This is a genomic window from Microbacterium sp. 01T413_2 (assembly GCF_056398985.1).
Genome location: NZ_JBFTQL010000014.1, coordinates 52,877 through 72,179 on the forward strand (window position 1 = coordinate 52,877; position 19,303 = coordinate 72,179).

At 71.8% G+C, this 19,303-nt stretch carries 13 protein-coding genes; 5 read left to right on the forward strand and 8 right to left on the reverse strand.

What is annotated here, in order from left to right:
• The first annotated feature begins 112 nt into the window (after positions 1-112).
• Together AC1DMN_RS09480 and AC1DMN_RS09485 are read left to right on the forward strand one after the other, a co-directional pair.
• Positions 113-1,045, forward strand: coding sequence for an EamA family transporter (locus AC1DMN_RS09480; protein ID WP_440734916.1), 933 nt, complete (start codon positions 113-115; stop codon positions 1,043-1,045).
• Positions 1,046-1,202: 157 nt separating this feature from the next.
• On the forward strand, positions 1,203-2,246 hold the full coding sequence (locus tag AC1DMN_RS09485) for an NAD(P)H-dependent flavin oxidoreductase (protein WP_477230383.1): 1,044 nt from the start codon (positions 1,203-1,205) through the stop codon (positions 2,244-2,246).
• Between the two features lie 15 nt (positions 2,247-2,261).
• On the opposite strand, the gene purU is transcribed toward AC1DMN_RS09485, so the two are convergent.
• From purU to AC1DMN_RS09500, 3 genes are all read right to left on the reverse strand, one after another.
• Positions 2,262-3,125, reverse strand: a complete 864-nt coding sequence (gene purU / locus AC1DMN_RS09490) for a formyltetrahydrofolate deformylase (RefSeq protein WP_440734918.1) — start codon at positions 3,123-3,125, stop codon at positions 2,262-2,264.
• A 177-nt stretch (positions 3,126-3,302) separates the two neighbouring features.
• Entirely contained in the window at positions 3,303-5,699 is a 2,397-nt protein-coding gene (locus AC1DMN_RS09495; RefSeq protein WP_477384150.1) for a discoidin domain-containing protein, read from the reverse strand.
• A 181-nt stretch (positions 5,700-5,880) separates the two neighbouring features.
• Entirely contained in the window at positions 5,881-6,909 is a 1,029-nt protein-coding gene (locus tag AC1DMN_RS09500) for a LacI family DNA-binding transcriptional regulator (RefSeq protein WP_477384152.1), read from the reverse strand.
• 118 nt (positions 6,910-7,027) lie between these two features.
• Between AC1DMN_RS09500 and AC1DMN_RS09505 the strand changes: the two genes are divergently transcribed.
• A complete protein-coding gene (locus tag AC1DMN_RS09505; protein WP_441975682.1) occupies positions 7,028-7,513 on the forward strand; it encodes a glutaminase in 486 nt (161 codons plus the stop codon).
• A gap of 100 nt (positions 7,514-7,613) precedes the next feature.
• Here AC1DMN_RS09505 and AC1DMN_RS09510 read toward each other — a convergent pair whose 3' ends face one another.
• Positions 7,614-8,342, reverse strand: a complete 729-nt coding sequence (locus tag AC1DMN_RS09510) for a glutamine amidotransferase-related protein (protein WP_441975683.1) — start codon at positions 8,340-8,342, stop codon at positions 7,614-7,616.
• 118 nt (positions 8,343-8,460) lie between these two features.
• On the opposite strand from AC1DMN_RS09510, the gene AC1DMN_RS09515 reads away from it, so the two are divergent.
• Positions 8,461-11,013 carry an ATP-dependent Clp protease ATP-binding subunit gene (locus AC1DMN_RS09515; RefSeq protein ID WP_477230380.1) on the forward strand — a complete coding sequence of 851 codons (2,553 nt, stop codon included), beginning with the start codon at positions 8,461-8,463 and terminating at the stop codon, positions 11,011-11,013.
• 151 nt (positions 11,014-11,164) lie between these two features.
• Here AC1DMN_RS09515 and AC1DMN_RS09520 read toward each other — a convergent pair whose 3' ends face one another.
• Complete coding sequence (locus tag AC1DMN_RS09520) at positions 11,165-11,944, reverse strand: LysR family substrate-binding domain-containing protein (RefSeq protein WP_477230379.1); 780 nt, start codon at positions 11,942-11,944, stop codon at positions 11,165-11,167.
• A 152-nt stretch (positions 11,945-12,096) separates the two neighbouring features.
• On the opposite strand from AC1DMN_RS09520, the gene AC1DMN_RS09525 reads away from it, so the two are divergent.
• Positions 12,097-12,504: a transferase gene (locus tag AC1DMN_RS09525; RefSeq protein WP_440734925.1), complete on the forward strand. Its 408-nt coding sequence runs from the start codon at positions 12,097-12,099 to the stop codon at positions 12,502-12,504.
• Between the two features lie 219 nt (positions 12,505-12,723).
• Here the strand turns inward: AC1DMN_RS09525 and AC1DMN_RS09530 are convergent, their stop codons facing one another.
• The 3 genes from AC1DMN_RS09530 to AC1DMN_RS09540 are packed head-to-tail and all read right to left on the reverse strand — an operon-like array spanning position 12,724 to position 19,254.
• Positions 12,724-13,497, reverse strand: a complete 774-nt coding sequence (locus tag AC1DMN_RS09530) for a DNA-formamidopyrimidine glycosylase family protein (protein ID WP_477384154.1) — start codon at positions 13,495-13,497, stop codon at positions 12,724-12,726.
• Positions 13,490-14,299: an EI24 domain-containing protein gene (locus tag AC1DMN_RS09535; protein WP_477230376.1), complete on the reverse strand. Its 810-nt coding sequence runs from the start codon at positions 14,297-14,299 to the stop codon at positions 13,490-13,492. The genes AC1DMN_RS09530 and AC1DMN_RS09535 overlap by 8 nt, the downstream gene beginning before the upstream one ends.
• Before the next feature lie 47 nt (positions 14,300-14,346).
• Positions 14,347-19,254, reverse strand: coding sequence for an Lhr family ATP-dependent helicase (locus AC1DMN_RS09540; protein WP_477230375.1), 4,908 nt, complete (start codon positions 19,252-19,254; stop codon positions 14,347-14,349).
• Positions 19,255-19,303: the final 49 nt, after the last annotated feature.

Consider the following 19,303-nt stretch of genomic DNA (forward strand, 5'->3'; position numbering starts at 1 on the left):
CTGCGCCGCTCCCGGTTGCGGGCGGGCGATCGCGGGCGGCGTCACGGGCGACTCGGCGGGTGCGGCGGGTGCGGCGGCGTGGTGCGGGCCCGGACCGTGCCAGGCTTGAGAGGTGAACTCCCCGGAACCGCGGCAGCAGCCTGCGCTCGGCGTGCTGCTGGTCGTCGGATCCTGCCTCTCCCTGCCGTTCGGCGCGGCTGTCGCCACGACCATCTTCCCCGCCCTCGGATCCTGGGGTGTCACCGGCCTGCGCGTGCTCATCGCCGCGGTCGTGGTGTGGATCATCGCGCGCCCGCGCCTGGGCCGGTGGAACCGCGCGCAATGGACTGCCGCAGTCCTGTTCGGCGTCTCGATCGCCGCCATGAACGGCACCTACTACGCSGCGATCGACCGCATCCCGCTTGGGCCCGCGGTCGCGATCGAGTTCCTCGGCCCGCTCGTGCTGGCCGCCCTTCTCACGCGCCGCCTGGCCGACGCGATCTGGGTGGGGATCGCCCTGGTCGGCATGGCGCTGCTCGGGGTCGACGGGCTCACCGGCGCGGAGGCGCTGGACCCCTGGGGCGTGCTGTTCGCCCTGATCGCGGCGGGGTTCTGGATCATGTACATCCGGATGAGCACCCGCGTCGGCGCGCTCACCACAGGGACCGAGGGGCTGGCGGTCGCGCTCGCCGTGGCCGCCGTACTGCTGCTGCCGTTCGGCGTGCCGGCTGCCGTCACCGCGGTCGGCGATCCGCGGGTGCTGGGCCTCGCCGCGCTCACCGCGCTGCTGGCGTCGGTCATCCCGTACATCCTCGAGCTGGCGGCCCTGCGCCGGCTGCCGCAGCGGGTGTTCGGGATCCTGCTCAGCCTGGAGCCGGTCTTCGCGACGATCGCCGGGCTGCTCGTGCTCGGCCAGCAGGCGTCGCCGCTGCGGCTCGCCGCGATCGCGCTGGTCGTGGTCGCGAGCATCGGGGTCACGGCGGGTGCGCGGCGTCGTCGCGGCGCCGGACCCGACGAGGAGCCGCCGTCGCCGCTGACCGGATCCATCTCGGTGGTGCCGGACTGAACCGACCCGTCGGCGACGATCGCCGCCGTCCGCTCGCTGGTCGCAGAATGCGGTTCTGGCGGCCGGATGACCGCACTTCGCGACCAGTGAGCGGAGGGGAAGCCGCCGTGCCGTCACACTCGCCGAGGCGCCCACGGCCAGGCGTAGCCTCGGGAGCATGACCTCCCTGACCGACGTCCTCGGCATCCGCACGCCCATCCTGCTCGGGCCGTTCGGCGGGCTCAGCTCGATCCCGCTCGTCGCGGCGGTCAGCGCCGCGGGAGGCCTCGGAGCGTACGGGCTGTACGGCTACGACAGCGAGCGGATCCGCACGACCATCGCGGGGATCAGGGCGGCCACCCGCCGGCCGTTCGCGGTGAACATCTGGCTGCCCCGGGGCGACGAGGTCGAGCCCGGTGCCGAGCACGACGACTATGCGGCGGCGCTCGCTCCGTTCTTCGCCGAGGTCGGCGTCGAGGTTCCGGCCCGTCCCGAGGCGTATCTGCCCTCGCTCGACGAGCAGCTCGGCGCGATCCTCGAGACGGCCCCCGCCGTGCTCAGCGTCGTGTTCGGCGTGCCCTCGGCGTCGCTCGTCGACGACGCGCACGGCCGCGGGATCCGCGTCGTCGGCACCGCGACCACGGTCGCCGAGGCGCGCGCCCTCGCCGAGGTCGGGGTGGACGCGATCGTCGCCACGGGCGCCGAGGCCGGGGGACACCGGGTGTCGTTCCTGCGGCCGGCCGAGGAATCGCTGGTCGGGCTGTTCTCGCTGCTGCCGCAGGTCGTCGACGCGGTCGACGTGCCCGTGATCGCCGCCGGCGGGATCTCGGATCGGCGCGGTGTCGCCGCCGCCTTCGCGCTCGGCGCACAGGGCGTGCAGGTCGGCACCGCCTTCCTCGGCACGGCGGAGTCGGCCGCGAACGAGGCGCATCGGGCGGCGATCCGGGCGACGCCCGCGGAGGGCACCATGCTCACCCGCGCGATGAGCGGCCGGCTCGCCCGTGGCGCACGCAACAGGGTGGTCGCCGAGATCGAGGCCGCCGGATCGATCGCCCCGTTCCCGGCGCAGAACTGGATCACCGGCCGCTTCCGCACCGCTGCCGGGCAGCATAACAACGGAGAGCTGCAGTCGCTGTGGATGGGGCAGTCGGCGTCGCTGGCCCGTTATGAGACCGCCGCGGAGGCGTTCGCCGAACTGGCTGCAGGGGTGCCGAGCGTCTGAACGGGGCGTCCGGCCTCAGAGGATGACGGTCGAGCGGCCGTGCACGATGACACGATCGTCGGCGTGCCACTGCACGGCGCGCGCGAGCACCAGGCGCTCCACATCGGCGCCGCGGGCCTGCAGCTCGGCGGCCGAATCGGCGTGGGTCACGCGGGTGACGTCCTGCTCGATGATCGGCCCCTCGTCGAGGTCGGCCGTGGCGTAGTGCGCGGTGGCGCCGATGAGCTTCACACCGCGATCCTTGGCGCGCGCGTAGGGGTTCGCCCCGATGAACGCCGGCAGGAACGAGTGATGGATGTTGATCACCGGGGCGCCGAGGCTCCCGATGAAGTCGTCGGTGAGGATCTGCATGTAGCGCGCGAGCACGACCAGATCCACGTTGCCCTGCAGCAGCTCGAGCTGGCGCCGCTCCATCTCGGCCTTGCCCTCGGCGCCCGAACCGGAAGGGATGTGCACGAACGGCACGCCGAACGAGCGCACCGATTCGGCCAGATCCGGATGGTTGGAGACGACCATGGTGACGTCGATGTCGAGCTGGCCGCGCTGCGTGCGCCAGAGCAGCTCCATGAGGCAGTGGTCGTACTTGGACACGAAGATCGCGACGCGCTTGCGCTTGGAGGCGTCGTGYAGCGACCACTCCATGCCGAAGCGCTCGGCGACCGCAGCCAGGTCCGCCTCGAGCGCCGGGCGTGCGGCGGCGAGCCCGTCGCGGTGGATCACGGTGCGCTGGAAGAAGCGTCCGCCGGCCGCGTCTGTCGAGTGCTGGTCCAGGGAGATGATGTTCGCCTCATGCGCGGCGAGCACTCCGGCGACGGCGGCGACGATTCCGGGCTGGTCGTCGCACGCGATGAGCAGTCGTGCGGTATCGGGCTGCGCCATGGCGTCGTCTCCTTGCAAGCGGGTGTGCGTCGATTCTGCCGCGCCCCGGGGCGCGAGGCGAATCGTGCCCGCCCTTCGCGTGCCGAGTGCCGGGGCGGATCCGCAGACGCAGAGGGGGCCCGAGCGCATGGCCCGGGCCCCCTCCGTCGAGGATCCTTCGTCAGAGCACCTCGCTGATCAGTTCCCGCCGCCGAACTCGGCCAGGCTCAGCGTCTGGTCKCCGGGGCGGGTGAACAGSCCSGCCTGCSCGGYGCTCGAGGCWCCGTGCGACGCCGGCTTGTCCCAGGTGCGGCCCGGGGTCGTCGCCGCGGCGGAGGTGTCGATGCCCAGCACGAGCCCCGAGTAGCGGTTCACGAGCCGGACGGATCCGGTCGCCTCTCCGCTGGTCGGATCGGTGCTCGGCACGACGAACCACTGCTGCCCGACGCCGGCCGCCGCCTTGTCGGTGAGCGTCAGCCCGGCGCCCCATGCGCGACCGGCGGTCGAGGAGGCATCGACGCCCAGGAGCGAGCCTGCCTGCGTCGCGATCGTGTACGCGCCGTCGCCGGTCGCCGTGAAGGTCCAGGCGCCGTTCTTGCGGTTCACGGATCCGGCCGTCGTCACCTTCTTTCCGTTGCCGGACGCGGAGAGCTTGCGCCCGTCCGCGTTGGCGATCGTGTACGCCTTCGTCGTGTCGACCGCAGACGCAGGCGAGACCGAGGAGCCGGCGTCGATCGTGACGTTGGCGAGCTGTGCGTAGGCATCGCCCATGCACCCGAACGAGCAGTACGACCGGAAGGACTTGCCCACGATCGCCGAGCTCGTCTTGTTGGCAGGATCCACGAACCATCGGTACCAGGAGGCCGTGGTGTACGCGGATCCGGTGTCGCCGAGGCGGAACCACTTCTGCGTCGCCAGATTCTTCGTGGCGTAGAACTCCTGCGGTGCGTTGCCCGACTGGTCGGGGTTCTGCGGCTGTCCGATGTACAGCCCGAGGTAGGCGTCGTAGGTGATATCCATCACGAACAGCGGCGAGGTCGGGGGCATCTGCCCCTTCTTGATCTGCTGCTGCGCGGTGCCGGGCGTGTTCGGGTCGTACTCCTCGTCGACCGGCGTGTAGCCGGTCTCGGTGTCGTCGGCGACCGGGACCATGTTGCTCTCCTTGCCGGAGATGCCGGGCTCGGTCCAGGCGCCGTCGTACCACTTCTGCCAGGTGCCGGTGGCCATCTTGCCGGAGATCGGGGCACGGGCGACGTGCTCGTAGAAGGCCACCCACCCGCCGGTCTTGTTCACGACGCGGGAACCGTAGAACGCGTAGAAGTACCCGGAGGCGTGGTCGACGTAGAGGCGGGGATCGCCGTCGCCGTAGTAGTAGGTCTGCTGCGGGAACGCCGCGGTGTCGCCGCGGGTCGTGCTGTACGGCGAGGTGATCGCGTGACCGGGGATGGTCCAGGTCTTGCCCTGGTCGGTCGAGACGGCGTAGTCGATCGCGTCGTAGTGCAGTCCGTCGCCGAAGGGCTTGGGGGTGAACTCGTTGTGCACGAGGCCGTACCAGTCGCCCGAGTCGGGGTCGACCCACATCTGGGTGATGTCGCAGTAGTTCGGCTGCGTGTAACTGGATCCGGCCGGCGCCTTGGTCGACTCCACCCCGGTCGGGCTGGCGTTGCAGAAGTCCGTGGTGTCCGGRTTSGTGCCYGCGGCGTTGAGSGCRYCGTTCGGCTTCGCCGTGTCGAAGTTCGWGCCCGTGTACCAGTTCCACTGGCGGATGTCGCCGTTGCTGCCGTCGGGCTCGTTGTAGTAGTTCGCGTGAGACTCACCGAAATGGAACGTGCCGTCGGCATCGATGAACGGGCTGGCCGGCGTGTCGTCGGGGTACTGCCACGTGCTGTCGTCGACCGAGTCGGTGGTGACCGTCGCGGCGGCGGGCTTGGGCGTGGGGGTGGGAGTCGGCGTCGGGGTCGGCGTGACGATCGGGTCGGTCGTGTAGACGACGATCTCGGAGGCCGAGGCGTTGTTCGACCCGTTCACGGCGTCGAGGACCTTGAACTCGACGTAGCGCGCCGACACCGGGTGGGCGAAGGTGACGTACTGGATCTGCGTGTTGCTGGTCGGCTGCGAGAACGTTGCCGTTCCGGCGGGTGTCCAGCCGCTGTTCCTGCCGTCCTTCGCGACCGCCGGGTCGTTCGTGGTGAGCACCTGGACGTCCTTCGCGGGACCGTTGCCCTGCACCTTCACCGAGTACCCGAGGCCGGTGAGGGGGTGCTCCGCGCCGATGTCGAACGTGAGGTAGTGCGGCATCGGATCCGGYGTGCCGCCGTTGTAGTTCGACGCCCACTGGGTSGAGTAGTCGCCGTCGAATGCGCCCTTCGCGGTGCCGTCCAGAGAGGGCGGCGCGGGGTACGGCGCGGACTCGGAATCGACGTCGAGCAGGGTGTAGCCCGCGTCGGGGATCGCGGCGCCGGCAGGAGGTGCGGTGTCGGCGTGCGCCGAGGAGACGGCGCCGAGGCTCAGCGTCGTCGCGGCGATCGCGAGCGCGGCCGCACCGGCGAGGAGGCCTCGCGAGGTGCGGGGGAGGGACAGGATCTGTGGGGGCATCGGTCTTCCTTGCTGCGTCGTCGAGGCGGGGAGAACATCGGCCACGGTACCTGCAAGTTATCGCTAACATCAAGGATATTCCGAGAATTGCGCCGCAGCTTGGTCGTAACGAGATAGCGCAAACATCACGCGTGCGCCGTGTCGGCTGCGCGCAGGGTGCGGACGCGGCCGCGGTGCGCGGTCAGTGACGAGGAGCCTGGGTCGAGCTGCGCACGACGAGGCGAGGCGTGATCGACTCCACCGGCGGTACCGCGCCCGGGTGTGAGATCGCGTGCAGCAGGTGCTCCACGGCGATGCGGCCGACCTCGCCGAACGGCTGCGCGACCGTGGTGAGCGCGGGGGAGCAGAACTCGGCGAGCGGGATGTCGTCGACACCCAYGATCGACACGTCGTCAGGGATCGACCGGCCCAGCTCGGCGAAGGCGCGGGCGAGGCCGAACGCCATCTCGTCGCTCGACACGAACACCGCGGTGGCCTCGGGGATGCGTGCGAGGATCCGGCCCGCGCGATGGCCCGACTCCGGAGACCAGTCCCCGTCGATCTCGGGCGGTGCCTCCCGGCCGGCATCGGCGAGCGCCTCACGCCAGCCCTGGGTGCGGCTCGAGGCATCCAGCCACTGCTGCGGACCCGCGACGTGCCAGACGGTCTCGTGGCCGAGATCCAGCAGGTGGCGGGTCGCGATCCGTCCCACCTCGCGCTGGTCGACGGCCACCACCTGGGTCGACGCCGTGCGCGAACCGTCGATCGTGATCGTCGGCAGCGTGCGCGTCAGCTCGTCGATCGCGCGCGTGGTCGAGATCAGCGGCACCGCGAGCACGATGCCCTCGACGCCCTGGTCGGCGAGACGCGACATGGCGCGCTCGATCTCACCCGCATCGAGGGAGGGCGTCGTGACGGAGTTCACGATGTAGCCGGCCTCGGACGCGGTGGTCTCGATGCCGACCGCCACGGCTGTGCGCGAGTAGAAGCCCGTGCGCAGCGATACGACGCCGATCGCCCTGCTCCGCCCGGACGACAGTGCGCGGGCGGCGTTGTTGCGGCGGTAGCCGAGCTGCTCGACCGCGGCGAGCACTTTCGCCCTGGTCTCGGGCTGCACGCTGGGGTTGCCGCTCAGCGTGCGGGACACGGTCTGCGCCGAGACCCCGGCCAGGCGCGCGACGTCGGCCATTCCCGGGATGCGGCGGGGATCCGGCGTCGCTGCGGTCGTCATGGGGTCCGATCGTGGGTGGGCGCGGGCGTCGTCCCGGCACACGTGCATGATATCGATCACATGCGCGGAGGTGTGCGACGCGGGACGGTGGTCGCCGCACGGGCATAGCCTTGAGCGCGTGATCTCCTCCGAACCGGACGCCCCGCTCGGCGCGCTCCTGGATGACGCGCGCACCGCTCTCTCCGGCGTGCCGCAGGAGGCGCTCGGGCGCGAGAAGACCGGGCGGTGGCGGGCACCGCGCATCGTGCGGGTCGGATCCGCCTGGCACGTCGGCGTGCTGCTCATCGCCGGTGATGCCGTGTACGCCACGGCCGAGGTGCTGCGCGCCGCAGCCCCGGTGCGTCGGGGTTATGCGGCCGAGTCGGCACGAGCCAGGGCGGAGCGCCGGGCGGAGGCCTCCCGCGGTGGCTTCGACGACGGCGAGACCGTGCACGTGGGCTGGACGCCGATCGACCTGGACGCCGTGGCGGCCGGGGGATCCTCCGGCCCGCTCGCGCTGGTGGACGGCGTGCCGTCGGTGCGGTGGTCCGCGGCCGGTTCCCTCATGCCGCTCTCCGCCTACCTCGACGACCGCATCGCCCTCCTCCGTTCCGCCTCCCTTTAGACCGCGAGACTCCATCTCCGCGACGAGACTGCGCTGATTTGGTGCAGTCTCGTCGCCCAGTTGCAGTCTCGCGGTCAGAGGTCAGAAAGTGGCGGCGGCGTCAGCGGGCCAGTGCGCGCTCGCCGAAGCGGTGCAGGATCCGCGCCGGCTCGGTGACGACGGATTCGAGCACGGCCTCCTGCACGGTGTGGAAGGCGTCCGGATCGAAGTAGCCGGTGGTGCGGTAGAAGACCATCCGATCGGCGAAGTCGCGCGGCGACGGCTCGGGATGGAACTGCGTGGCGTACAGGTCCGCACCCACGCGGTACGCCTGCACGGGGCAGGTGTCGTTGCCGGCGAGCAGCACCGCGCCCGATGGCACGGCGACAGCGCTCTCCTTGTGCGCGGTGAAGGCGTGGAACACAGGCCCGGCAGGACCGAACAGCGGATCCGCGACGGCGTCGGCCGTGGTGCGGATCTCGGCCGCGGTCGCCTCCTCGGGGTTGTCCATGCCGACTTCTCCGCCGAGGAGGCGCGTGATCACGCCGATTCCGAAGCAGGTGAAGAACGCGGTGGTGGCGCCGTCGATCGCGCGCTCCGCGATGCGCTCCAGGTCCGATTCGACCCGCCGCTGGGTCTCGGACTTGCGAACGTCGGTGACGTTGAACGGAGAGCCGCCGATCACGAAGCCGGCGTAGCGGTCGAAGACGTCCTCGGGCAGGGCGGTGGTGGTGAGGTCGATGCGGTCCAGTGCGTCAGCATCGACGCCGAGGGCGACACGGAACGACGCGCGCTCCGCCGTCGCCGCATCCAGCTCAGGGCGCACGCCGACATACAGGAGCGAGGCCATCCCTGGATTCTAGGCGAGCGGCGGAGGCCGTCGAAGTCCGGATGCAACGGACGGGAATATGAAGGAAGGAGTCGCGTTGAACTTGACAGCACAACGCTCAAGTTTGAGAGGAAGCGAAATGCCCAACGATTTCACCGACGCGGGTTCGGGCTCGTTCGACGAGTTCCTCGCCCGCTACCTGGCCGGTGAGCAGGCCCGGCAGACCCGGTCCATCGACCTCAGCCGGTTCCTGACCGTGCGCACCCAGCGCATCCTGCAGCGCGCCGGCCGCTTCGCGCTCGAGCGCGGCCAGACCGAGCTCGACGCCCTGCACGTCCTGCGCACCATCGTCGAGGACGACGCCGTCGACCAGGCGATCCGCAACATCGGGGTGACCCCGCAGGCCATCGTCGACGACGTCGACACCCGCCTGCCCGCCCCTGGCGACGCCTCTGACATCGACGCCGCGACCATCACCCCGAGCGCCAGCCGCGCGCTGTTCCACGCCTACCAGGTGGCGCGCTCATCGGGTGCGACCTACATCGAGCCGGAGCACGTCTTCTTCGCGCTCGTGCTCGGACAGGACGCCCCCGCGGGCCAGATCCTCGCGCGTGCCGGCGTCACCGCCGAAGCGCTCACCCAGAGCCTGCGCGAGCCCGTGACCGCGGGCGCCGCGCCAGAGGCCGAGAACACCCAGTCGGCGTCCGAGACCCCGATGCTCGACCGGTTCGGCCTCGACCTCACCGCCCGTGCCCGCTCCGGCGAGCTCGATCCGGTGATCGGCCGGGCCTCGGAGATCGAGCAGACGATCGAGATCCTCAGCCGGCGCACCAAGAACAACCCGGTGCTGATCGGCGAGGCGGGCGTCGGCAAGACCGCGATCGTCGACGGCCTTGCCCGCGCGATCGTCGACGGCGCCGTGCCCGCGCAGCTCAAGGACCGTCGCGTCGTGGCGCTCGACCTGCCCGCGATGCTCGCCGGCACCCGCTACCGCGGCGACTTCGAGGAGCGTCTCACCCAGACCATGGACGAGATCGCCGCGCACAAGGGCGAGATCATCGTCTTCATCGACGAGGTGCACACCGTCGTCGGTGCGGGCGGATCCGGAGAAGGCGGCGGCATGGACGCCGGCAACATCCTCAAGCCGCGCCTCGCCCGCGGCGACCTGCACCTGGTCGGCGCGACGACGCTCGCCGAGTACCGGCGCATCGAGAAGGATCCGGCCCTCGAGCGCCGCTTCCAGCCGGTGAAGGTCGCCGAGCCCTCGATCGAGGACGCCGTGCGGATCCTGGAAGGCCTCAAGCCCGCCTACGAGCAGCATCACGCCGTCACCTACACCGACGACGCGATCCGTGCGGCCGTCGAGCTGAGCGCGCGGTACCTGCCCGACCGGGTGCTGCCGGACAAGGCGATCGACCTCATCGACCAGGCCGGCGCCCGTTTGCGCCTCCGCCTGGGCGTCGTGACCGATGTGGCGGCGCTGTTCGCCGAGCTGGCCGACCTCGAAGCGCGCAAGAACGCCGCGGTCGGCGCCGAGCACTACGAGGAGGCCTCGCGGATCCGCGACGAGATCGCCGCGGTCCAGGCGCGGATCGACGACGCCGGCAGCACCGCGCGCCTTGTCGATGCCGAGCCCGCTGTCGTCGGCGAGGCCGAGATCGCCGCGGTGATCGCGCGCGCCACAGGGATCCCGGTCAGCCGGGTCTCCGAGAGCGAGCGGGAGCGTCTGGCGGACCTCGAGGCCGACCTGCACGCCCGCGTGATCGGGCAGGACGACGCGGTCGCCGCCGTGGCACGGGCCGTGCGCCGCAGCCGTACCGGCATGGGCGACGCGCGTCGGCCGGTCGGATCCTTCCTGTTCCTCGGCCCCACCGGTGTCGGCAAGACCGAGCTGGCCAAGGCGCTCGCCGACCGTCTGTTCGACGACGAGACCGCCGTGATCCGCTTCGATATGAGCGAGTTCGGCGAGCGGCACACGGTGTCGCGGCTCGTCGGCGCCCCTCCGGGATACGTCGGCTACGACGAGGCGGGGCAGCTCACCGAGCGCGTGCGGCGCAACCCCTACGCGATCGTGCTGTTCGACGAGATCGAGAAGGCGCACCCCGACGTGTTCAACCTGCTGCTGCAGGTGCTCGACGACGGTCGCCTGACCGACGGTCAGGGGCGCACGGTCGACTTCCGCAACACGGTGATCGTGATGACCTCGAACATCGGATCCGAGTTCCTCGCGTCGCGCTCCGGTGCGCTCGGGTTCGTGGCCTCGCAGGACGGATCCGCGAACGGATTCGCCTCGCAGGAGGATCTGCGCGCCCGGGTGATGGGCAAGCTCCGCGAGGCCATGCGGCCGGAGTTCCTGAACCGCATCGACGAGATCGTGCTGTTCCAGAAGCTCAGCCGGGAGGAGCTGGGTCGCATCGTGCGGCTCCTGCTGCAGGCGACGTCTCGCCGCCTTGCCGGCCGCGACGTGACGCTGGACGTCACCGACGCGGCCGTGGCCTGGCTCGGCGAGCACGGCTACGAGCCCGAGTACGGTGCGCGGCCGCTGCGCCGCCTGATCCAGCGCGAGGTGGACGACCGCATCGCGGACCTGTTCGTCTCGGGCGAGCTGGGTGACGGCGGCCGTGTGGTCGTGGACGCGACGGGCGACGTGCTGCAGGTCACCGCGACCGCGGAGCTGGCGCAGGCGGCCTGACCGCAACGGTCGTTGAGCGAGGACGGCGAAGCCGACCGAGACGAAACGCGGTGCTCTTTCGAGGGCGCCGCGTTTCGTCTCGCGGAGACCCGCACTGAGCGAGCGCAGCGAGTCGAAGTGTCGCTCGACGGCCCTAGGACTGGCCGCCGAGTCAGCGGGACGAGTTGGCGCGGCGGCCGCGCACAACCCCCACGAACGCCTCGATGTCGGGCGTGGTGGCGTCGGCCGGCCAGGCCAGCAGCACCTGGGAGACGGGAGCGTCCCGCAGGATCCGGTATTCGACGTCCTTGCGGTGATGCAGGCGCGCGAGCGACATCGGCGCGACCAGGATCCCGGCGCCCGAGGCGACGGTCTCGACGGCGTCCGCCACGGTGTCCAGCGGGGGGATCCGCGACGGGACGGTCGGCAGGTCGAGGTCGCCCAGCACGTCTTCACGTGTGGCGAGCAGCGTCTCGCCCTCCAGGTCTGCGGGGGAGAGCTCCTCGGCGGCGAGGAGATGCGACTCGGCCGAGGCGATGACCACGGGGAGCTCCTCGTAGAGGGGGATCGCGTGCATGCCGTCCTTGTCGAACGGGGCGCGCACGAGCGCGAGGTCGACGACGCCGTCGGTCAGCGCTGAGCGCTGCGCGTCGAACGCGACCGGCACGAGCTCGAGGGTCACGAGCGGCATCCGCTCGTTCCACGTGTCGATCCAGCGTCCCGGGGTGGCACCGGGGACGGCGCCGAGGCGCAGCGTGCGTGGCTCCTCCGCGATCGGGGCCGGAGCGTCGAAGACGACCTTCTCCGCCTTCTTGCCGCGAGACGCGGACTTGCCGGATCCTTTGCCCGCGCTCTTGCCCTTACCGGCCGGACCTGCGGCCGTACTGCGGGCGCCGCCCTTGGCGGAGCGCACCGCGGGCTTGCGTCCGCCGGATGCGCCTCGCTTGCTCATGCGTTCAGCGTACCGGCGGGTGCGCGACGATCTCGGCGGGATCGCGACCACAGCCCCGCAGCGACACGCGCGAAGTGCGTGCGCGGGAATAGATCCGCCTCGTTCGCGGTTGCAGATGTATCCGGGGAAAGTCCCGGGCACGGGAGGTTTTCGTGGGTAAGAACTACGTCGACATCGAGGACGGCCGCGGCGGCACCTTGCGCTATCGCAAGCACGCCAACGGCCGTGGTCTGATCGCGCACGGTGCCAAGGTGCACCCGCAGGCGGTCGTGGAGGCCGGCGCCTATGTCGAACCGGGTGCGAAGGTCGGTGCCGGAGCGCATGTCGCGCGCGGCGCCTGGATCGAGCCCGAGGCGATCGTGGGCGTGAACGCCCGGATCGAGGCCCATGCCCACATCGGGCAGGGGTCGGTGATCGGCGACGGCGCCACCATCGGGGTGCGCACCGAGGTCGGGGCCGGCGCGCACATCGCGCGCGGCGCGAAGATCGGCGACGACGAGACGGTCGCCGCCGGCATGACGCTGGACACCGACCGCAAGGGCCTGTGGCTCGCGGCCTGAACACCGCGGCCTGGCCGTGGTGAGAACCGACGGCACCGTCGCAGGCACAAGACGCGCATCTCCCAGAGGGGTGCGCGTCTTCGCGTTCCGGCCGCCGCCGGCCTGCTCAGTGGTGCAGATTGCGGTTCTGCTGTGGCGATGACCGCAACCTGCGACAAGCGAGCGGAGGGGACCTCGCGGGCCACGAGTGCCCTGCCGGCGACGGCGACGGCGTCCTGCTCAGCGCTGGCAGCGGGGGCACCAGAAGGTGCGGCGCTCCTCGGTGGGATCCGCGCCGAGCTCGCCGCTCTCGATGAGCGCGCCGCAGCGTCGGCAGGTGCGATGCGCCCGCCCGTACACCCAGGTCGTGCGCCCGCGCTGGGCGACGCCGGTGAAGGTGCGGTCGAGCCGGTCCCTGTTGGCGCGGATCGTGCGCGCCCCCAGCTCCAGCAGCGGGGTGACGTCGACCTCGTTCGCGGGCGTCGTGGGGCGCACCCCGCGCAGGAACAGCAGCTCGGCGGCGTATTCGTTGCCGAACCCGGCCACGTTGCGCTGGTCGAGGAGGGCGACGTGGATCGGCCGCCGGTCCGCGCCGAGGCGTCGTGCGGCCTCGTCCAGGTCCCACTCGGCAGAGAGCGGATCCGGTCCGAGGTGCGCCACGAGCGTGTCCTCCTGCGCGGTGGGGACGAGCGCCAGCATCGAGACGTCGAAGCCGACCGCCTCCGCCTCCGCCGTGCTCACGATCRCGCGGGCGGTGTAGCCGGGCGCGCGCCAGCGCTCGCCGGGGCGGTACAGATGCCAAGCGCCATCCATGCGCAGGTGCGAACGGAGTGTGGAGTCGCCGATCCGCATGAGGATGTGCTTGCCGCGCGGCACCACGGCGTGCACGACGGATCCGGTGAGGTCGGCGGTCGCCAGCTCGGGCACGCGCAGGTCGAAGCGGGTGACGACGCCGCCCCGCAGCGCGGCGTCGAGGCGCTGCGCCACCCGGTAGACGGTGTCGCCCTCAGGCATGCGCGGATGTCCCTCCGTTGGCACCCGCGGGCCGGACCTCGTCGGCGGGCGCGGAGATCTCCGCACCGCTCGCGGCGCGGTCGGTCAGGGCCCTGGCGAGCATGGTGGATCCCGCGACAGCGGCCGGCATGGTGATGACCGCTCCGAGCGGCACCAGGTAGCAGAGCTGCGTGGCGACGCCGAAGCCGAGGACGCGCGCCCTTCCGGAGGCGAGGAGCCGCTGCCGTTCATCGTGGCTGAGGCCACGGGCGTCGAACGCGCGCCCGGTCAGCTCCCGTGCGAGCAGCCGCCCCGACAGCAGAACGCCGACGACGGTTGCGATCGCTCCGCCCACGAGCGGGATGAAGCCCAGGACGAGGGTGAGCAGGGCGACGAGAATCCCCAGCACGATCAGCCGCAGGCCTTCGCCGACCGTGGTCCAGAACCCGGTCTCGCCCACAGGCGCCGCGCCGCCCAGCGACTGTTCCACCCCTCGCCAGATGCGCTGGTAGAACGGGTCGCCGATCGTCAGCGTCAGAGCGGTGAAGACCAGGCCCGACAGCACCGCGGCGGCGACGAACAGCACGATGCCGATCGCGATGCGCAGCGCCTCGCGCCATCCTGCGATCCATCCGTCGGCGAACGGCGTCATCCAGGCGGTGATGGAGCCCAGCGAGAAGCCGAACGGGATGAGCACGGCGACCAGGACCGCGAAGCTGATCAGGGCAGGGACGAGCCCGAGCGCGAGCAGCCGCGGGTGCGTACGCCACAGACCGAATCCCCGTATCAGGGTGCCGAATCCAGCGGCGAACTCACGGATCATGCCACCAGAGTAAGCGTCCCGCCGACCCGCAGCGGATCCGGGTCGGCTCACAACGTCTTCCGCAGGGTGTAGCCACGTGGAGTCGCGACGAATCCTGCCTCCTGCAGCAGCCGTCCGAGCAGAGTTCCCGCGGCGGTGCCGTACATGCCCTCGCCGTTCACCTTCTCGATGGTCAGCGTCTCGAGCCGGCGTGCCTTCGCGGTCGCAGCGAGGTCGGCCGCCGCGGCGCGCAGCTCGTCCTCGTCGTCGGTGAAGGCGAGCACGGTCTTTCCGCCGCGTTCGAGATAGAGGGCGAGTGCTCCGTCGACGAGGACCACGAGAGCGCCCGCCTTGCGGCCGGGCCGGTGCGAGACGTCGTCCCTGCGGGGCCAGCCGAGAGCGGCGCCGTAGGGGTTGGCCGGATCGGTCGCGGCGAGGGTACGCGCCGTGCGCGGCGGCGGATCGGCGAGCCCGGCGAAGGTGCGGAGCCGGTCGATCGTGGCGGAGGCGGCGAACTGGGCGGCGCCGAGCTTCTCGATCACGTAGCCGCGCCGGCAGTGCCCTGCCTCCTCGAACCCCGCCAGCACGCGGTACGCCTGCGCGAACCCGCCCGGCAGCCCCTCCGATTGCACGGATCCACGTGTGACCACGCCGTAGCGGTCCAGCAGCAGGCCCGCCGAGACCGTGGCGCGCCGGGCCGGATCCGTCTCCGCCTCCGGAAGCAGCGACCAGCGCCCTCCGACGTTCAGAGGTCGCGGCGTGGAGGCGGGGCGGGCGAGCGACATGCCACGGAACGTGCGCGTGCGCGGGGCGCGGCGCGCCACCTTGTGCGCCTGGTTGCCGCCGCTCAGCAACGACCGGATCGGGGCGAAGGTGTCGTTCGTGACGTGGCCCGACCACGCCAAGTTCCAGAGGGCCTCCACCACGGAGGCCTCGTTCTCGGCGCCCGTGGCCTCGCGCAGCTGTGCGGCGAAGTATGCGCCGCCCGAGGCGAGCGCGGCGAGCAGCTGGGCTTCGAGCGAGCCCTCCTCCGGCGCCTCCTCGGCGATCGGCACCGTGAACGGCGCGAGGTCGACGGGGTGCAGCGAGACCCAGCCGTCCCGGCCGGGGAGGGCTCCATGCCCGGCCCAGACGACCTCTCCCGAACTGGTCAGCTCGTCGAGCATGGCCGGGCTGTAGTCGCGCACGCGCTGGGACAGCACGAGCGACTCCCATGCGCTCGCCGGGATCGGCACGCCCGCGAGCTGCTCGATCACGGTCGCGACGCCGTCGATGCCCTCGAGGGGCCGCGAAAGATGCTGCCACTCCGGGAGGAACCGCGCGAACGCTGCGGGCGGCACGGGCTCGACGCTGCCGCGGATCGCCGCGAGCGAGCGCATCCGCAGACGGCGCAGCACCTCGGTGTCGCACCACTCGGTCTCATCCGGGCCCGCAGACGTCGCCGATGCACGGGGCCCCGCCTCGGAGTCGCTCGAAGGGGCCGGCAGGAAGTATCCGCTCGTGACCCGCCCGTCGGCCTCGAGCCGCTGCAGCGTCTGCCTCACGATCGCGGTGCCGAGTCCGAAGCGGGTGGCGACGACGGATCCGAGGAACGGTCCGTGCGTGCGCGCGTGCCGGGCCACGAGGTCACCGAGCGGGTCCGCGACGGGCTCCAGGAATGCGACAGGGATCCCGACGGACAGGGGAACGCCGAGGGCGTCGCGCAGGCGTCCCGCATCCTCGATCGCGGCGACCCGGCGCACGCCGCCGATCGTGACCTCGATGGCGCGCCGGGCGTCGATGAGAGCGGTGAGGTGGGCGGCGGCCTGATCGGTCGTTGAGCGAGCGAAGCGAGACGAAACGCGGTGATCCGACAGAGGCAGCGTTTCGTCTCGGTCGGCTTCGCCGTCCTCGCTCAACGACCCCGAGGGATCCGAYGCTTCCGTGGGTTCGAGCCGCTCCGCGACCTCGGTCGCGTCCAGCGGCCCGAGGAGTCGCAGCAGATCCGCGACGCCCTCGACGCCCCGTGCCCGCCTGGCCGGATCCAGCCGCTGCGCCTCGCGCTCGAACTGGACGATGACGTCCGGATCCAGCAGCTCGCGCAGCTCGACCGTGCCGAGCAGCTCGCCCAGAAGGGCCGGATCCACGGACAGCGCCGCGGCCCGGCGCTCGGCGAGCGGGGAGTCGCCCTCGTACATGAACGCGCCGACGTAGCCGAACAGCAGGTCGCGGGCGAASGGCGAGGGCTGSGCGGTCTGCACCTCSACGAGCCGGATGCGCCGCTCCGCGATGCCGGTCGCGAGCCGTCGYAGCGAGGGCAGRTCGTAGACGTCCTGCAGSACCTCGCGCAGCGTCTCCAGGATGATCGGGAACGTCGGATGCTTGCGGGCGACCTCGAGCAGCTGCGCCGAGCGCTGCCGCTGCTGCCACAGCGGCGTGCGCCGGTTGGGGTTCATCCGCGGCATCAGCAGCGCGCGCGCCGCGCACTCCCGGAAGCGCGAGGCGAAGAGTGCGGATCCGCCCACCTCGTCGGTCACGATCCGCTCGAGCTCCTCGGGCTCGAACACGAACAGCTCGGCGCCGGGCGGCTCCGCGTCGGCGTCGGGCACGCGCACGATGATGCCGTCGTCGCTCGCGACCGCTGAGCCCTCCACGCCGAGGCGCTCCCGGATGCGCGCGTTCACGGCGAGGGCCCACGGTGCGTGGACCATCTGCCCGTAGGGGGAGTGCAGGATCACGCGCCAGTCGCCGATCTCGTCGCGGCTGCGCTCGACCGTCAGGGTGCGGTCGGTGGGCAGCGTGCCCGTCGACTCCTTCTGCTCGTTCAGATGCGCGAGGAGGTTCGCCTGCGCCAGCTCGTCCAGCCCCGCGGCCGCGAGACGCTCCCGGGCCTTCGCGGGTGTTGCGCCGTGCACCTCGCGGTTGAAGACGCCGAGCGCCTCACCGAGTTCGAACGGTCGGCCGAGGCCGTCGCCGTGCCAGAACGGCACCTTGCCGGGCTGCCCATACGCGGGGATCACGTTCACCCGGTCGTGCGTGATCTCGGCGATCCGCCAGCTCGTGGTGCCAAGGGTGAACACGTCGCCGACGCGCGACTCGTAGACCATCTCCTCGTCGAGCTCGCCGACGCGGGCGCCCGTGGTCTCGCCGGCCACGAAGACGCCGAACAGGCCGCGATCGGGGATCGTTCCGCCGCTCGTGACCGCGATCCGCTGCGCGCCGGGCCGCCCGGTGAGCGTGCCGGCGTCGCGGTCCCAGACGAGGCGCGGGCGCAGCTCGGCGAACTCGTCGGAGGGAAAGCGCCCGGCGAGCAGGTCGAGGGTCGCCTCATACGCCGAGCGGGGGAGGGCGGCGAAGGGCGCGCTGCGGCGCACCGTGTCGAACCACTGCTCGACGTCGAGCGGGTCCAGCGCGCAGGCGGCGACGGTCTGCTGGGCCAGGATGTCGAGCGGGTTCCGGGGCACGCTGATCGCCTCGATCTGCCCGGCGAGCATGCGCTCGGTGACGATCGCGGTGTGCAGCACATCGCCGCGGTGCTTGGGGAACAGCGACGCGCGGCTGATCTCGCCGACCTGGTGCCCGGCGCGGCCCACGCGCTGCAGTCCGGAGGCTGCCGAGGGCGGCGCCTCCACCTGGATCACGAGGTCCACCGCGCCCATGTCGATGCCGAGCTCGAGACTGCTCGTCGCAACGACGCAGCGCAGCACGCCCGACTTCAGCTCCTCCTCGACGATCGCCCGCTGCTCCTTGGAGACCGAGCCGTGGTGCGCCTTGGCGAGCACCGGATCCGCACCGGCGGTGGATCCGGCCTGCGCCATCATCGCGGCCGGCGGTCCCTGAGCCGGGGCCCCGCGCCCCGGAGGCTCCGGGCGACGCGAAGCGGCGTTTGGAGTGGGGCGGGGGGAGCGAAGGGCCGCCGCCGGCAGATCGAGTCCGATGCGCTCGCTGTAGATCTCGTTCAGCCGCCCCGTGAGYCGYTCGGCGAGRCGSCGYGARTTGGCGAASACGATCGTCGAGCGGTTCTGCAGGATCCGGTCGACGATCGCCTCCTCGACGTGCGGCCAGACGGATCCGGTCATCTCGGTGTTCTCGCCGAACGCGTCCGCGCCGCCGACCGCCTGGTCGATCCGATCCGCCCCGAACGGCCGCGGCGTCTCCTCCGTGCCCGGAGGCGGCGGCGGGTTGAGCATGTCCTCGATCGGCACGACGACCTGCAGGTCGAACGTCTTCGACGCGGGCGGTGCCACGATCTGGACCGGCTGCGCGCCGCCGAGGAAGCGCGCCACCTCGTCGATCGGGCGCACCGTCGCAGACAGGCCGATCCGCTGCACGGGCGTCTCCGCTCCCGCCGCCCGTCGCAGCTGGTCGAGCCGCTCCAGGCTGACCGCGAGATGGGCACCGCGCTTGGTTGCCGCGACGGCGTGCACCTCGTCGATGATGACCGTGTGCACGTCGCGCAGGGTGTCGCCGGCGCGGCTCGTGAGCATGAGGTACAGCGACTCGGGAGTGGTGATCAGGATGTCCGGCGGATCCACGACGAGCCGGCGCCGGTCGGACGAGGTGGTGTCGCCCGAGCGCACGCCCACCGTCACCGCGGGCGCGGGGATCCCGAGCCGCCGGGCCGACTGACCGATGCCGATGAGGGGCGAGCGCAGGTTGCGCTCCACGTCGACGCCGAGGGCCTTGAGCGGCGAGATGTAGAGGATCCGGGTGCGTCCTGGTCGCTCGGCATCGTTCTTCTTGCGACCTTTCGCGCTGGCGGGCGCCGGCGCCGCGGGCGCGGATCCTGCCTCCGCGGCGCGCTCGCGGAACACCCGGTCGATCGCCCAGAGGAACGCCGACAGCGTCTTTCCCGACCCGGTCGGCGCGACGACGAGTGCGTGCTTGCCGCCGGAAATCGCCTCCCACGCGCCCGTCTGCGCCGCTGTGGGTGCGCTGAACGCCCCGCGGAACCAGTCCTGGGTCGCGGGGGTGAAGCGGTCGAGCACATCGCTCATCCGTCCATCTTCGCGGCTGCCGCGGACATTAGGGGGCGGATCCGCCCTC